Annotated in this window: 13 protein-coding genes; 2 read left to right on the top strand and 11 right to left on the bottom strand. The window is 76.8% G+C overall.

What is annotated here, in order from left to right; translation table 11 throughout:
- Window positions 1-4: 4 nt before the first annotated feature.
- Window positions 5-1,048 (bottom strand): NAD(P)-dependent alcohol dehydrogenase, encoded by a 1,044-nt coding sequence (locus ACGFI1_RS29130; RefSeq protein WP_392789817.1) that lies wholly within the window; start codon window positions 1,046-1,048, stop codon window positions 5-7.
- Between the two features lie 142 nt (window positions 1,049-1,190).
- Here ACGFI1_RS29130 and ACGFI1_RS29125 point away from each other — a divergent pair, with 142 nt between their 5' ends.
- Window positions 1,191-2,060, top strand: a complete 870-nt coding sequence (locus tag ACGFI1_RS29125; protein ID WP_392733815.1) for a helix-turn-helix domain-containing protein — start codon at window positions 1,191-1,193, stop codon at window positions 2,058-2,060.
- A gap of 12 nt (window positions 2,061-2,072) precedes the next feature.
- Here the strand turns inward: ACGFI1_RS29125 and ACGFI1_RS29120 are convergent, their stop codons facing one another.
- Window positions 2,073-2,510 (bottom strand): VOC family protein, encoded by a 438-nt coding sequence (locus ACGFI1_RS29120; protein ID WP_392733814.1) that lies wholly within the window; start codon window positions 2,508-2,510, stop codon window positions 2,073-2,075.
- Window position 2,511: 1 nt separating this feature from the next.
- Window positions 2,512-3,075 carry a DinB family protein gene (locus ACGFI1_RS29115; protein ID WP_392789748.1) on the bottom strand — a complete coding sequence of 188 codons (564 nt, stop codon included), beginning with the start codon at window positions 3,073-3,075 and terminating at the stop codon, window positions 2,512-2,514.
- Window positions 3,076-3,136: 61 nt separating this feature from the next.
- Here ACGFI1_RS29115 and ACGFI1_RS29110 point away from each other — a divergent pair, with 61 nt between their 5' ends.
- Window positions 3,137-4,093, top strand: a complete 957-nt coding sequence (locus ACGFI1_RS29110; protein ID WP_392789746.1) for a helix-turn-helix transcriptional regulator — start codon at window positions 3,137-3,139, stop codon at window positions 4,091-4,093.
- A gap of 8 nt (window positions 4,094-4,101) precedes the next feature.
- Here ACGFI1_RS29110 and ACGFI1_RS29105 read toward each other — a convergent pair whose 3' ends face one another.
- The 8 genes from ACGFI1_RS29105 to ACGFI1_RS29070 form a co-directional block, all read right to left on the bottom strand.
- Entirely contained in the window at window positions 4,102-8,658 is a 4,557-nt protein-coding gene (locus ACGFI1_RS29105; protein ID WP_392789743.1) for an HAD-IC family P-type ATPase, read from the bottom strand.
- Between the two features lie 123 nt (window positions 8,659-8,781).
- A complete protein-coding gene (locus ACGFI1_RS29100) occupies window positions 8,782-9,252 on the bottom strand; it encodes a cysteine dioxygenase (RefSeq protein WP_392789741.1) in 471 nt (156 codons plus the stop codon).
- A gap of 22 nt (window positions 9,253-9,274) precedes the next feature.
- Window positions 9,275-9,406 carry a putative leader peptide gene (locus ACGFI1_RS29095; protein ID WP_364552522.1) on the bottom strand — a complete coding sequence of 44 codons (132 nt, stop codon included), beginning with the start codon at window positions 9,404-9,406 and terminating at the stop codon, window positions 9,275-9,277.
- A 32-nt stretch (window positions 9,407-9,438) separates the two neighbouring features.
- Window positions 9,439-10,110 carry a biliverdin-producing heme oxygenase gene (locus tag ACGFI1_RS29090; protein WP_392789738.1) on the bottom strand — a complete coding sequence of 224 codons (672 nt, stop codon included), beginning with the start codon at window positions 10,108-10,110 and terminating at the stop codon, window positions 9,439-9,441.
- A gap of 13 nt (window positions 10,111-10,123) precedes the next feature.
- Window positions 10,124-10,972 carry a heme ABC transporter ATP-binding protein gene (locus tag ACGFI1_RS29085; RefSeq protein WP_387073097.1) on the bottom strand — a complete coding sequence of 283 codons (849 nt, stop codon included), beginning with the start codon at window positions 10,970-10,972 and terminating at the stop codon, window positions 10,124-10,126.
- A complete protein-coding gene (locus ACGFI1_RS29080; RefSeq protein WP_364552514.1) occupies window positions 10,969-12,063 on the bottom strand; it encodes a FecCD family ABC transporter permease in 1,095 nt (364 codons plus the stop codon). Before ACGFI1_RS29080 ends, ACGFI1_RS29085 begins: the two co-directional genes overlap by 4 nt.
- A complete protein-coding gene (locus tag ACGFI1_RS29075) occupies window positions 12,060-13,112 on the bottom strand; it encodes a heme/hemin ABC transporter substrate-binding protein (protein ID WP_392789735.1) in 1,053 nt (350 codons plus the stop codon). The genes ACGFI1_RS29080 and ACGFI1_RS29075 overlap by 4 nt, the downstream gene beginning before the upstream one ends.
- Complete coding sequence (locus ACGFI1_RS29070) at window positions 13,109-13,729, bottom strand: hypothetical protein (protein WP_392789734.1); 621 nt, start codon at window positions 13,727-13,729, stop codon at window positions 13,109-13,111. Before ACGFI1_RS29070 ends, ACGFI1_RS29075 begins: the two co-directional genes overlap by 4 nt.
- Between the last annotated feature and the right edge of the window lie 113 nt (window positions 13,730-13,842).

Below are 13,842 nucleotides of genomic sequence, written 5' to 3'. Positions count from 1 at the left end.
GAGGTCAGCCGAGGGTGGCGGCGTCGATGACGAACCGGTAGCGGACGTCGGACGCCAGGACCCTCGCGTACGCCTCGTTGACCTGGTCGGCCGAGATCAGCTCGATCTCGGCGCCGATGCCGTGCTCCGCGCAGAAGTCCAGCATCTCCTGGGTCTCCGCGATCCCGCCGATCATCGACCCGGCGTAGGAGCGCCGCGCGTGGATGAGGGAGAACGCGTCCAGGCTCAGCGGCACGCCGGGGGCGCCGACGTTGACCAGGGTGCCGTCGACCGCGAGGAGGCCGAGGTAGGCGTCCAGGTCGACGACGGCGCTGACGGTGTTGATGATCAGGTCGAACCGGTCGGCGAGTTGCTCGAACGTGCCGGGGTCGCCGGTGGCGTGGTAGTGGTCGGCGCCGAGCCGCAGGCCGTCCTCCCGCTTCTTCAGCGACTGCGACAGGACGGTGACCTCGGCGCCCATGGCGTGGGCGAGCTTGACCGCCATGTGCCCGAGCCCGCCGAGGCCGACGACGGCGACCTTCTTTCCGGGCCCCGCGCCGCGGCGGCGCAGCGGCGAGTAGGTGGTGATCCCGGCGCACAGCAGCGGCGCCGCGGCCGCCGGGTCGAGCCCCTTCGGCACCGACAGGACGAAGCCCGCGTCGACGACGACATGCGTGCTGTAGCCGCCCTGGGTGATGGTGCCGTCCCGGTCGACGCCCGCGTAGGTGGCGACCATGCCGTCCGTGCAGTACTGCTCGTCGCCGTTGCGGCAGTTGACGCACTCGCCGCAGGAGTTGACCATGCAGCCGACGCCGACGCGGTCGCCCACCCGGTGGGCGGTGACGCCGGCGCCGACCTCGTCGACGATGCCGACGATCTCGTGGCCCGGGACCAGGGGGAAGGGCTTGGCGCCCCAGTCGCCCTGGACCGTGTGGATGTCGGAATGGCAGATCCCGGCGTACTCGATCCGGATGAGCACGTCGTCGGGGCCGACGTCGCGCCGCTCGATGGTGGTCGGGACGAGCGGCTCTCCCGCGGCCGGTGCCGCGTAAGAGTGAACGCGCAAGATGATGCTCCTTCGGTAGCGGCCCGCTCCGGTCGGGCGGGTCGCCATCCATACAAGGGCATGCGACGGTGTGCGAGGAGTCACTGCTGAAGGGTGTACTGGCAGGGCACCCTTCCGCGTTCCGGCGCCGCCTAGCCTGGATGTCGTGGACCACCGCAGCGAAGTCCGTGAGTTCCTGACGTCCCGCCGGGCCAGGATCACCCCCGACGAGGCCGGGCTGCCCTCCTACGGCGCCCGCCGGGTGCCGGGCCTGCGCCGGGGCGAGGTCGCCCAGCTCGCCGGGGTCAGCGTGGAGTACTACTCCCGGCTGGAGCGCGGCGACCTGTCGGGCGTCTCCGACCACGTGCTGGACGCGCTGGCCCGCGCCCTGCGCCTCGACGACGGGGAGCGCACCCACCTGGAGGACCTGGCCCGCGCCGCCGGGCCCGCCCCGCGCCGCCGGCGCCGCGCCGCCCCGCAGCGGGTCCGGCCCACGGTGCGGCGCATGCTCGACTCGATGACCGACGCGCCCGCCATCGTCATGAACGGGCGCGGCGACATCCTGGCCGCCAACCTGCTCGGCCGCGCCCTGTACGGCCCGATGTTCGACGCGGCGCGCGGCGCGACCCCGAACCACGCGCGGTTCATCTTCCTCGACCCCCGCTCCCGCCGGTTCTGGGGCGACTGGGACTCGGCGGCGGACGTCACCGTCGCGCTGCTGCACGCCGAGGCGGGCCGCGACCCCTACGACGCCGACCTCACCGCGCTGGTCGGGGAGCTGTCCACCCGCAGCGACGACTTCCGGACGCGGTGGGCGCGCCACGACGTCCGCCAGCACCACATCGGCGCCAAGCCCTTCCACCACCCGGTCGTCGGGGACCTGCTCCTGACCTACGAGTCCATGGAGCTGCCCGCCGACAACCTCACCGTGGTCGCCTACGGCGCCGAACCCGGCGGCGACTCCGCGGAGAAGCTGCGCCTCCTGGCCAGCTGGGTCGCCGAGCAGGCCGAGCACGAGCCCGCGCTCGGGGACTGACCGGCGCCCCGGTCAGTCGAGGCAGAACTCGTTGCCCTCGGGGTCGGCCATGATGATGTGGCCGGCGCCGAGGGGCGGGGCCGGCTCGTGGCGCCGAAGGCGGGCGGCGCCGTGCGAGACGAGACGGTCGGCCTCGGCTTCGAGGGCCGCCATCCGGTCGTCGCCCTGAAGCCCGGGGGCGGCGCGCACGTCGAGGTGGACGCGGTTCTTGACCCGCTTCGGTTCCGGGACGCGCTGGAAGAACAGCCGCGGGCCGGCGCCGTCGGGGTCGACCACCGCCGAGGCGTCGTTGCGGTTCTCCGGCGGCACGCCCATGGCCTCCAGGGCCTCGTCCCAGGTGGCGAAGCCGCCGGGCGGGTCCTGCAGCCGGTAGCCGAGGGCCTCGGCCCAGAACGCCGCGAGGGCGGCGGGGTCGGCGCAGTCGAAGGTGATCTGGACGTCGCGGGCCATGTCAGCGCGCCTCCTTGTGCTGGTTCTGGTGCTGGTTCTGGTGCTGGTGCTGGTACAGGTCGCGGAGCAGGCACACCTCGCCCAGGTGGTGGATCACCTCGCGGTTGATGTGCAGGACGAGGGTCGCCATCGGGTACTCGGTGTACGGGGCCTCCGCCTCCCCGCAGGGGCGGGCGAGGCCGGACTCGCCGAGCGACTCGACCCCGTCCAGCCAGGCGGCGTACTCGGCGTCGAGCTGGGCCAGCGCCTCGGCGGCGGTCGCGGCGTACGGGAACGACCCGTAGTCGGTGGGCGTCCGGCCGAAGTGGCCGGCGTTGCGCACCGCGAGGACGCCGACGATCACGTGCGCGAGCCGCCAGGCGATCGTGGTGAACGGCGGCGGGTCGGGCTGCGGGAACGCGAAGTCGATCGGCGGGTCGCCGCCGGGGCGGACGGTCCAGCAGCCGGGCACGGGCTCCCAGAAGTACTCGTCGTCGGTGAGCCCCTCCAGGCGGGCGCGCAGCTGGTGGTCCCAGTGCCAGGTGAGCTGCTCCCGGAGCAGGGAGTTCATGGTCGGGTCGGTCATGGCTCCAGCTTGGCGGCAATAGCGGACAGGTTCGTTCCGCGATCTGTGGGACGATGCGTGAATGTCGGTGGAGGCGACGGCCGAGCGCGTGCTGCGGCTGCTGGGGCTGCTGCAGCGGCGGCCGTCCTGGACCGCCGCCGAGCTGGCGGACGAGCTCGGGGTGACCGACCGCTCGGTGCGCCGGGACGTGGAGCGGCTGCGCGCCCTCGGCTACCCGGTGCGCGCGGCGGCGGGCGTCGGCGGCGGCTACCGGCTCGGCGCGGGCACCCGGCTGCCGCCGCTGCTGCTGGACGACGAGGAGGCGATCGCCACGGCGGTGTCGCTGCGGCTGGCGTCCGGCGGCACGGTCGCCGGGTCGGGCGAGGCGGCGCTGCGCGCGCTCACCAAGCTCGACCAGGTGATGCCGCCCCGGCTGCGCGCGGAGGTGCGGGCGGTGCACGGCGCCACCGACACCCTGGCCGCGCCGGGCGTCGAGGTGGATCCGGAGCTGCTGGTGACGCTCGCGCGGGCATGCCGCGACGCCGTGCGGGTGCGGTTCCGCTACGCGGGGCGCGGCGACGCCGACCGGGAGCGGACGGTGGAGCCGGTGCGGATGGTCGCCACCGGCCGCCGCTGGTACCTGATGGCCTGGGACGTCGACCGCGGCGACTGGCGCACCTTCCGGCTGGACCGGATGCGCGCGGCGGCCGCGACGACCTGGCACTTCCGGGCGCGGGAGCATCCGGACCCGGCCGCCTTCGTGCAGCGGGCGGTGGCCGAGGCGCCGTACCGGCATCTGGCCCGGGTGCGGCTGCACGCCCCGCCCGAACGGGTGCGGGAGCTGGTCCCGCCGCAGGTGGGGCGGGTCGAGGACGACCGCGACGGCTGGTGCGTCCTCGTCGTCGGCGGCGACGACCTGGAGTGGCTCGCGGTGCGCGTGGTCGGGCTGGGCTTCGAGGCGGAGGTGCTGGAGCCGCCGGAGCTGCGCGAGGCCGCCGCCCGGCTCGCCCGCCGCCTCGGCGCGATGGCCGCCGGCTGAGCGGCCCGTCATCCGGGCGCGGCCCCTCCTTCCGGCGCGGCCTGCCATTCGTCCGCGGACGGCAGCAGCCGGGGCGCCACGGCGGCACCGAGGGTCGCGGCGGCCGCCGACAGCGTCACGACCGTCCAGGCGCCGGGCCCGAGCGGGGTGCAGCCGAAGAACTGGCTGATGCCCGGCGTCTCGACGATGCCGAACAGCGCGGCGGCGGAGACGGCGCAGGTGGCCAGCAGCAGCGGGCTGTGCCAGCGGGCGATGAGGGTCTGGCCGAGCTGGGCGCCGACGAGCGCGGCGAGGCCCATCGTGGAGGCCCGGCGGCGGCCGCCGGGGACGAGCCCGGTGAGCCGCCCGGTGTGCCAGGACGCGAGGGCGGCGGCCGCGGTGGCGGTGCCGCGCACGGCCAGCACCCGGCCCATGTCCTGCCCGGTGAACCCGCGCACGGGCGCGGTGCCGAGCGGCACCTCGTCGGCGGGCCGCGGGTCGGCCGGGGTGATCGCCACGGCGAGCGACGGCAGCATGTCGGTCAGCATGTTCACCACCAGCAGCTGGCGGGTGCTGAGCGGGGCGTTCCCGCCGAGCGCCGTGCCGAGGACGGTGAAGGCGACCTCGCCCGCGTTGCCGCCGACGAGGATCGCGGCGGCGTCGCGGACGCTGTGCCACAGCGCGCGGCCCTCGCGCAGCGCGTCCAGGATGAGCGCGGTGTCGGGCGCGGTGAGGACGAGGTCCGCGGCGTTGCGGGCGGCGCCGGAGCTGCGCCCGGCCACCGCGATGCCGACGTCGGCGCGGCGGATGGCGGCGGCGTCGTTGGCGCCGTCCCCGGTCATCGCGACGACCCGGCCGACCCGGCGCAGGTCCTTGACGATGCGCACCTTGTGGGCGGGGGTGACGCGGGCGAAGACGGCGGCCCGCTGGACGGCCCGGCGCCGCTCGCCGGCGGGCATGGCGTCGAGCTCGGCGCCGGTGACGACCTCGCCGGCGCCCGGGATGCCGAGCTCGGCGGCGACGGCCGCGGCGGTCGCCGGATGGTCGCCGGTGATCATGGTGACCCGGATGCCCGCCTCGTGCAGCCGGTGCACGGCCTCCTCGGCGGTGGGGCGCGGCGGGTCGGCGATGCCGATGAAGCCGAGCAGCGTCAGGTCGGCGACGTGGTCGGCGATCTCGCCGCGCGCCTCGGCGGGGCCGGCGACGGGCCGCTCGGCGATGGCGAGGACGCGCAGCCCCTCCCCCGCCAGCCGCCGCACCGTCGCGGCGGCGGCGCGGCGCCGGGACGCGGTGAGCCGGCCGCCCTCCCCGTCGAGCCGGCTGCACTTGGCGAGCAGCACCTCGGGCGCGCCCTTGACGGCGATGACCCACCGGTCGCCGTCGCGGCCGAGCGAGGCGGAGAACCCGCGGGTGGTCTCGAAGGGCAGCTCCTCCTCCAGCCGCCACCGGCGGTCGGGCGGCAGGCTGCGGGCGCGTTCGAGGACGGCCCGGTCGGTGGCGTGCGGGGCGGTCCGGCCGCCGGGCGGCGGGCAGGCGCGCGCGGCGACCCGCAGGACGCGCCGCGCGTCGTCGCCGGTGAGCGGGAGGGCGCGGGCGGGCCCGGCGGCGCGGACCAGCCGGAGCCTGCCCTCGGTGAGCGTGCCGGTCTTGTCGAAGCAGAGGGTGTCCACCCGGCCGAGCGCCTCCAGCGCGCGGGTGGAGCGGACGAGCACGCCGAGCCGGGACAGCCGCCGCGCTGCGGCGAGCTGCGAGACGGTCGCGACCAGCGGCAGCCCCTCCGGGACGGCGGCGACCGCGACCGCGACGCCGGACCCGAGCGCGCTGCGCAGCGGCAGCCCGCGCAGCATCCCGAGCACGGTGACGGCCGCGCCGCCGAGCGCGGTCGCGGGCAGGGCCTGGTGGGTGAGCTCGGCCAGCCGCGTCTGCATGCTGGCGGAGGCGTCGGCGGCGCCGGCGAGCGCGGCGGCCCGCCCGGTCTCGGTGGCGTCGGAGGTGGCGACCACCACGGCGGCGGCCTCGCCCGCGACGACGATCGTGCCCTCGTAGACCATGCAGTGCCGGTCGGCGGGCTCGGCGCCGGGGCACGGCTCGGTGCCCTTGTCGACGGGGACGGACTCGCCGGTGAGCGTGGCCTCGTCCACCTCCAGCGACTCGGCCCACAGCAGCCGGGCGTCCGCCGGGACGACGTCCTCGGAGCGCAGCAGGATCACGTCGCCGGTGCGCAGGCTCGCGGCGGTGACGCGGTCGCCGCCGGCGGTCCCGAGCCGGGCGAAGCCGTCCGGGCCCCGCACGGTCTCCAGCGCGGCGGCGGGCACCCGGCGGGCGTGGATCTGCTGGCCCAGCATCAGCTCGCCGAGGGCGCGCTCGGCCCGCATCCGCTGCGCGCCGCCGATGAGGGCGTTGCCGGTCATGACGCCCGCGACCAGGGCCGCGTCCACGCTGGACCCGACGACGGCGGAGGCCGCCGCGCCGAGCGCGAGGATCGGGGTGAGCGGGTCGTCGAGTTCCTGCCGGACGGCCGCGGCGAGGCGCAGGCCCGCGCGCAGGGGCCCGGCCGCGCGGCGCAGGCCCGGCACCGCGGCGAGCCGGGGCTCACCGGCCTCGCCTTCGTCGGCGGCGGCGGGGGTGAGCCGCCGGTACGCCTCCGCCGCGCTGAGGGCGTGCCAGGCGTCCCGGACGACGGGCGGCGGCAGGGGGCGGTGGTTCAGCCGCCGGGCGCCGACCGCGTTCGCGAACATCGCCGACAGCGCGGCGGCGTGCACGGGCGGGACGTCCTGCCAGGTGCCGGTGATCCGGCCCAGCGGCCCGCGGCGGGCGGGGCGCCGGGGCCGTCCCGCGATCAGCAGCGCGCCCAGTGCGGACGCGCTCAGCGCGAGCTGCGCCGAGCGCTCGCTCGCGCGCCGCGCCGCCGGGACGGCGGCCAGCAGCCGCCACGCCTCCGCAAGGCCGGGGCCGCAGACCAGGTCGGCGCGCCAGTCGGCCAGCCCGCGGCCGCGCAGGACGCTGACGCCCACGTCGGCCGCGTCGAGGGCCTCGCCGCGGCCGGTGGAGAAGGCCAGGACCACGTGGCCGTCGCGCTGCAGCGCCGCGACCGAGCGCGCCAGGTCCGCGGCCGCCACCGGGGAGTCGTCGCCCCAGGCCAGCAGCTCCCTGGTGCTCGCGTGCTCGGTCAGCAGGACCACGTCGGCGGCCCGGTGCGCCGCCGCCAGCAACCCCTCGGCCAGCCGGTCCATCGAGGTGCCGACCCGGACCCGGCCGCGCCGCTCGCCCCGGTCGTCGAGCAGGTCGAGGGTGATGCCGTCCGGGTCGCCGGGGCCGCCGGACGGCGCGTCCGGCGCCCGTGCGAGCCGCCGCCCCGCGCCCGCCCACGGGCCGGGGCCCTCCAGTGCGGCGCGGCCGTGCTCGGCGAGCACCTCGCCGGCCGCGCGCCACACGTCCGCGTCGTCCAGCCCGGCGCTCGTGGAGACCGCGGAGAGCAGCCGCAGCTCGCCGTCGCACAGCACCGCCGAGTCGAGGACGACCGCGGTGACCCGGTCGAGCCGGCGCAGCGCGCCCGGATCGAGGACGACCACGCCGCGCCGCGCGAGGTCGCGGCCGAGCACCGCCGCGAACGCCTCCCGGCCGAGCCGCGCCGCCTTGGGCACGGTCGCCAGCAGCACCTCGGCGGCGGCGGACGCGTCGCGGGTGGCCGCCAGGATGCCGCCGGAGCCGAGCAGCTGGGCCAGCGCGGTGCGCCGCGCCGCCCGCTCCACCGGCCCGTCCGGCAGGGGGCGGGGCCGCTCGGCGGGGGCGCCGCACTCGTGCGGCTGCCGGCCCGGCACCGCCAGCTGCGGCTCGCGGCGCCGCCACGTCTCGCGGTGGGCGCGGAACTCGTAGAGCTGGAAGACGCGGTGCACCGCGTCGGTGACCGGCGGCGCGATCCCCTGCCCGGCCCCGTGGACGGCGGCGGGCGCGACGCCCAGCAGGGCGTCGGCGCGCAGCACGCCGAGCCGGCGCTCCAGCACGGACCGCAGGGGCGGGACGGTCTCGGCGAGCGACACCGCGGCGCGCACGGGGGCGGGCACCGGCGGGAGGACGAGCAGCCTGCCGATCATGGCGGCGGCGACCCCGGCGCAGTCGGCCGCGAGCGCGCTCACCGCCGCCGCCCGCGCCATGTCGTCGTCGGGGCGGCGGAAGTGGACCGCCTCGTCGAAGTGGGCGGCGTCGTGCGCGTCCTCGACGGACTCGACGGTCTCGACCAGGGTGTCGACGTCGACCGCGTCCTCCGCGTAGGTGATGAGGACGTTCCCCGCGACCGCGTTGACCTCCGCCCAGTCGACGCCGGGCAGGCCGCGCAGCGCGTCGGTCAGCGCCCGCGCGTACCGCCGGTGCCGGAGGCCGCCGCCGGCCAGGCCGTTCGCCTGGATGTGCGCCCGGCCGCCGTGCGCCCACACGCGGCGCCGGGGGCCGCCGGCCGCGAGGGTGGCGACCGAGCCCAGGGCTCCGGTGCCGGCGCGGACGGTGGTCCGCACTCCGGCGGCGGCACCGCGGACGGCCGTCCTCGACACCGCGTTCGGTACGGAAAGCACCGTCCTGGCCAGGGACATCCCTGGAATCCCCACCGACCGTTCCTCCCCCTGCGAAACCGCGACCGGCCAGGCACGGCGAGTACCCCGCCGGGGGCGCCGCAAACGGCCGCCTCCCCGGGGCCACCCCCGGAGAGGCGGCCCTCACCAGCGGCCGGCCTCCTCGGTGTCGCGCAGCACCGGTCGGCCGCCGACGAGGTCGTAGCGGTTCATGGCGGACAGCGGCGGGGAATAGGCGTGCACGCTGATCGCCGGGGCGGCGGAGGTGTTGCGCACCTCGTGGACGTATTCGGGCCCGAACGCGCGGACCTCGCCCGGCGCCACCGTGCGCACCGCGCCCGGGTCGCGCTCCTCCAGGGCGCCGAGCGCGACCGCGAACGCGCCGCGCGAGCCGCCGTGGTCGTGCAGGCCGGTGCTCTGGCCGGGGAGCCAGCTGATCAGCCAGATCTCGCGGTCGCCGTCGCGGTGGAGGCGCTCGTACCAGCGCCCCTGCGGGTCGAACCGCACCCGCGCCAGCCATTCGGCGCTGTTCTCCGCCAGCGCCGCCGCCGTGGCGGCCAGTGCGCCCTCCGTCACCAATGCGCCCGCCGCCGGGGCGCTCGTGCTCGTCGTCATCGTGCCGGGTTCCTCTCCTGGTTCACGGGTGTCGCTGCGCTGCGCCGCCGAGGGACGCGGCGGCGCGACACAGCGCGCTCGCCAGGCGCCCCAGATCGACGTGCGGCCGCGTCCACAGGGAGATCCGTGGCCACGGAGAGGTCCGTGCGTGCATGCCGACCAGCATGGCCGCAATTGCCTACTAAGTCAATCGGAATTAGCGGGAATCTGGGAGGCGGCCGGCAGCTCCCCGTCCAGGGCGGCGGCCAGGCCGGCGTTGAGCCGGTAGGCGACGCGGACCTCGCCGATGACGCGCTCCTGCTCGGCCTCGTCCCACGGGACCGTGTCGAGCAGGCTCCGGTAGCGGTCCTTGAGCGACTTCGGCCGGTCGTCGAAGCGGTAGAAGCGGACGCCGTCCGCACCCGCGAGGCCGTAGGTCCGCGCGACCCGCGCGCCGATGACCTGGCCGCCTGACAGGTCGCCCAGGTAGCGGGTGTAGTGGTGGGCGACGAACCCGGCGGGCCAGTCGAAGCACACCTCGCACAGCCGGTCGCAGTAGCGGCGGGTCGCGTCGTTGGGACGGACGCGCGCCGTCCAGTCCGGCCCGTAGTAGAACTCCAGGTCGGCCTGCAGCGCGGCGCGCCGGCGCAGCACGGGGAAGTCGAACCGGCTCGCGACGTCGTCGACGCTCATGCGGTCGGCGGCCTCTTCCAGGACGTCGTAGACGAAGTGCAGCTGCCCGATGAGGGCGGCGTACTGGTCGCGGGTGAGCCGCCCGTCCAGCAGGGCGGTCATGTACGCGGTCTGCTCGGTGTCGCCGTGGTCGGGACGGGTGGCCGTGCGGAGGCGGGCCGAGAAGCGCTCAAGGGTCTGTGTCATGTCGTTTCCTTGGTCATGTCGTTTCCTTGCGGTCGGGTGCCGGCGGGCGGTGCGGCAGCACCAGCGGGCGGGCCGTGCGGGGATGGGGCATGACCTCGATGTCGTGCCGGTAGACCTCGCTGAGCAGCGCGGTCGTCAGTACGTGCGGGGGCGGCCCGCAGGCCGCGATCCGGCCGTGCGCCAGCACCGCGACGCGGTCGGCGTAGGCGGCGGCCAGGTCCAGGTCGTGGACGACGGCGATGACGGCGCGCCCTCGCGCCGCCTCGCCGCGGAGCAGCGCGAACACCTGCTCCTGGTGCCGGATGTCGAGGGCGGCGGTCGGCTCGTCGAGCAGCAGCGTCCCGGCGCGCTGGGCCAGCACGCGGGCGAGCGCCGCCCGCGCCTGCTCACCGCCCGACAGGGCCGGGAACGGGCGGTCGGCGAACGCGGCCACGTCCGCGTCGTCCATGGCCCGCGCCACGGCGGCGTCGTCCTCGTCCTCCAGCTCGGTGCCCGCCCACGGGCTGCGGCCCATGCGGACGACCTCGGCGACGGTGAACGCGAACGCGAGCGTGTGGTGCTGCGGCAGCGTCGCCCGCCGCATGGCCTGCTCGCGCGGCGTCCACGCGTCGAGCGGACGGCCGTGGAGGGCGACCCGTCCGGCCGACGGGCGCAGGTCGCCGGCGAGCGCCGACAGCAGCGTCGACTTCCCGGCGCCGTTCGGCCCCACGAGGAGGAGGGTCTCGCCGTGCCGGACCTCCAGGTCGACGCCGTCCAGGACGGTCCGGGCGCCCCGCTTGACGGTGACGCCGTGCGCGGCGAGCGCGACCGAGCCCGGCTCGGACGGCCCCGGGAGCCGCACGCGTCGGCGCAGGGCGATCATTGCCAGCCTCCGGCGCCGGTCCGGGTCCGGCGCAGCAGCCAGAAGAAGAACGGGCCGCCGACCAGCGCCGTCAGCACGCCGAGCGGGAGCTCCTGGTAGGCGATGGACGTCCGGGCCACCGCGTCGGCGGCGACGACGAGCACGGCGCCGCCCAGCGCGGACGCCGGGATCAGGACGCGGTGCCCCGGGCCCGCCGCCATCCGCACCAGGTGCGGGACGACCAGGCCGATGAACGCGATGATCCCGCTGAACGCCACCGCAGCCGAGGTGGTGAGGGCGATGACGGCGATCCCGGTGAAGCGCAGCCGCTCGACGTCCACGCCGAGCTGCCGCGCGGACCGCTCGCCGAGCGCGAGGACGTCCAGCCGGCGGGCGCACGCGCAGGCGACCGCGATGCCGGCGGCGGCGCACGGCGCGACGGCCGCCACCGCCGGCCAGGTCGCGGACGCGAGGCTGCCGAGCTGCCAGGACGTGATGGCCCGCAGCGCGTCGTTGCCGGAGGCGAACATCAGCAGGCCCAGCGCGGCGGAGGTGACCGCGTTGACCGCGATGCCGGTGAGCAGCAGCGTGACCACCTCGGTGCGGCCGCCCGACCGCGACACCGCGTAGACCAGCAGCGTCGTCGCGAGCCCGCCGGCGAACGCGGCGAGGACGACCGTCCAGCCGCCGAACGCGGTCAGCCCGAACACGATCACGGCGGCGGCGCCGGTCGCGGCGCCCGACGACACCCCGATGACGCCGGGTTCGGCGAGCGGGTTGCCGAAGACGCCCTGCATCATCGCGCCGCCGCAGCCGAGCGCCGCGCCGGTGACGACGGCGAGCGCGACGCGCGGGAAGCGGACGACCCACAGCGCGTTGTCGGCCTGCGGGCCGGACGGCATCGGCCCGATGTCGAGCCCGAGCCGGTGCGCGAGGGAGCCGAGCACCTCGGCGGGCGGGATGTTGACCTGCCCGAGGCTCGCCCCGGCGATGACCGCCGCGACGAGCGCGGCGGCGAGCCCGCCGATGAGCAGCGTCCCGCGCAGCCGCGCCGGGCGCTTCCCGCCGCCGGCCTCCGCCGGGGCGGCGGCCCTCTCCTGGACGGCGGTCATGGCGCGCACGGCCGGTGGACGGCGGCGGCCAGCGCCCTGATGGTCGCGCCGGTGCGTGGGCCGAACGTGAGCAGGCTCCCGTCGTCGGCGTCCACCACCCGCCTGTTGCGCCCGGCGGGCGTCTGCGCGATGCCGGGCAGCGCGACCAGCCCGCGCACGCCGCCGACCGACTCCAGCCCCTTGGTCAGGACGAGGATGACGTCGGGCGCGGCGTTGATCATGCCTTCGCTGGTCAGCGGCCGGAAGCCGGACAGCCCGGCGGCGGTGCCGGCGTCGGTGGCGCCGATCGCCTCGATCAGCGCGTCGGAGCCGGCGCCCTTGCCGCCGATGAGGTAGACCCCGGCGGTGCCGCGCAGGTAGAGGAACGCGACGCGCAGCGGGGCGGCCGACGCCGCCGCGGCGCTGCGGCCCGCCTCGATCTCTTCGTCGATGCGGGCGCGCAGGGCCTCGCCCGCCGCCGGGACGCCCAGCGCGGCGGCCACCGCCGTGACGTGCTCGCCGATCGCGGGGAGCGTCTGGTCGTCGCCGACGAGGACGACCGGGACGCCGGCCGCGCGGAGCTGGTCCATCGCCTCGGGCGGCCCGATCCCGGCGTCGGCGAGGACGATGGTCGGGTCCAGGCGCAGGATCGCCTCGGCCGACAGGTCGTGGCCGTTCGTGGTCACGAGCGGCAGGTGCGCGGCGCCGCCGAACGTGGTGGAGGCGTCCCGGCCCACCATGCGGTCGCCGAGGCCGAGGCTGTAGACGATCTCGGCGAGCGACCCGTACATGTTGAGCGCGAGGACGCGGTCCGCGCTGCGGACGGTGACGTCCCGGCCGTCCGCCGACCGCACCGTCACGGGCAGTTTCGGCTCGGGCGCGGGCCCGACCGGCTTCACGTCGCGGCCGACCTCGACCGTGGACGGCCCGCAGGCCGCCGCCGGATCGGCGGCCGTCCCCGATGCGGCGCCGGTCCCGGACGCGGCCGTGCCCGCGGCGCAACCGCTCAGCAGCAGCCCCACCAGGACGACGGCGGACGCGCCGAGCAGCCGCGGTCTGGCGACGTTCACTGGGCGTGCTCCGCGCCGTTCCGGCGGCGGCGCAGCACGAGCACCGCTCCGCCGGCCGCGGCGACGGCCGCCGCCCCGGCACCGCCCGCCCACACGGCCGCCGGCATCCCGCCGCCGTCGAAGGAGACGGGGACGCGGACGTCCTGCGTGCGGTCCGCCGTGCGGGTGTGGTCGGCGCGGCTGGCGACCACGCACCGGGTCTCGGCGCAGTCGACGGTGCCGGAGAGCTTTGCCGCGACGTTCAGGGTGACGCTGAACGTGCCGCCGGCCCCGTAGCGCACGGCGAGGTCCCGCCCGTACGGGGGCGGGTTGTCGGAGATCCAGTGGGACGCGCCGGTGGAGCCCGTCGTGTCGGCGCCTCCGCCGCACGGGCTCGGCGCCTTGCCGGGCCCGTTGTCCTTGCAGAAGGCGATGTAGACGCCCTTGCGGGTGTCGAAGCCCTTGCCGCTGACGGTGACCGTCTCGCCGCCGGCCTTCAGGCCGGACGTCTTGGACACCGTGAGGGTCTGGCCCCGGGCACCGGTGGCCGAGCCGGCGTCGGCGTGGGCCGCCGCCGTTCCGGTCCAGGCGGTCAGTCCCAGGGCACCGAGCAGGAGGGGTGTGCGCAGCGGTCTCATTCGTCCGTCCCAAAGCCTTTGCCGTGCTGACCCGGCGTTCTGCCTCTTTACGCCGAGCGGATCATTACCTTAACTTAGCCTTACCTAACTTTCATTAGGCAAGCCTTACCTAA

Source organism: Actinomadura geliboluensis, assembly GCF_043197915.1.
In the GTDB taxonomy this organism is placed as follows: domain Bacteria; phylum Actinomycetota; class Actinomycetes; order Streptosporangiales; family Streptosporangiaceae; genus Spirillospora; species Spirillospora geliboluensis.
Note: the sequence above shows the minus strand (reverse complement) of the source record. Positions and strands in the feature narration are given on the sequence as shown.

Excerpts from the sequence above, each read along its gene's own strand:
- ACGFI1_RS29080 (WP_364552514.1), bottom strand. The coding sequence starts at position 12,063 with ATGACCGCCGTCCAGGAGAGGGCCGCCGCCCCGGCGGAGGCCGGCGGC.
- ACGFI1_RS29090 (WP_392789738.1), bottom strand. The coding sequence starts at position 10,110 with ATGACACAGACCCTTGAGCGCTTCTCGGCCCGCCTCCGCACGGCCACC.
- ACGFI1_RS29115 (WP_392789748.1), bottom strand. The coding sequence starts at position 3,075 with ATGACCGACCCGACCATGAACTCCCTGCTCCGGGAGCAGCTCACCTGG.
- ACGFI1_RS29070 (WP_392789734.1), bottom strand. The coding sequence starts at position 13,729 with ATGAGACCGCTGCGCACACCCCTCCTGCTCGGTGCCCTGGGACTGACC.
- ACGFI1_RS29100 (WP_392789741.1), bottom strand. The coding sequence starts at position 9,252 with ATGACGACGAGCACGAGCGCCCCGGCGGCGGGCGCATTGGTGACGGAG.
- ACGFI1_RS29120 (WP_392733814.1), bottom strand. The coding sequence starts at position 2,510 with ATGGCCCGCGACGTCCAGATCACCTTCGACTGCGCCGACCCCGCCGCC.
- ACGFI1_RS29085 (WP_387073097.1), bottom strand. The coding sequence starts at position 10,972 with ATGATCGCCCTGCGCCGACGCGTGCGGCTCCCGGGGCCGTCCGAGCCG.
- ACGFI1_RS29110 (WP_392789746.1), top strand. The coding sequence starts at position 3,137 with ATGTCGGTGGAGGCGACGGCCGAGCGCGTGCTGCGGCTGCTGGGGCTG.
- ACGFI1_RS29105 (WP_392789743.1), bottom strand. The coding sequence starts at position 8,658 with ATGTCCCTGGCCAGGACGGTGCTTTCCGTACCGAACGCGGTGTCGAGG.
- ACGFI1_RS29095 (WP_364552522.1), bottom strand. The coding sequence starts at position 9,406 with ATGCACGCACGGACCTCTCCGTGGCCACGGATCTCCCTGTGGACGCGG.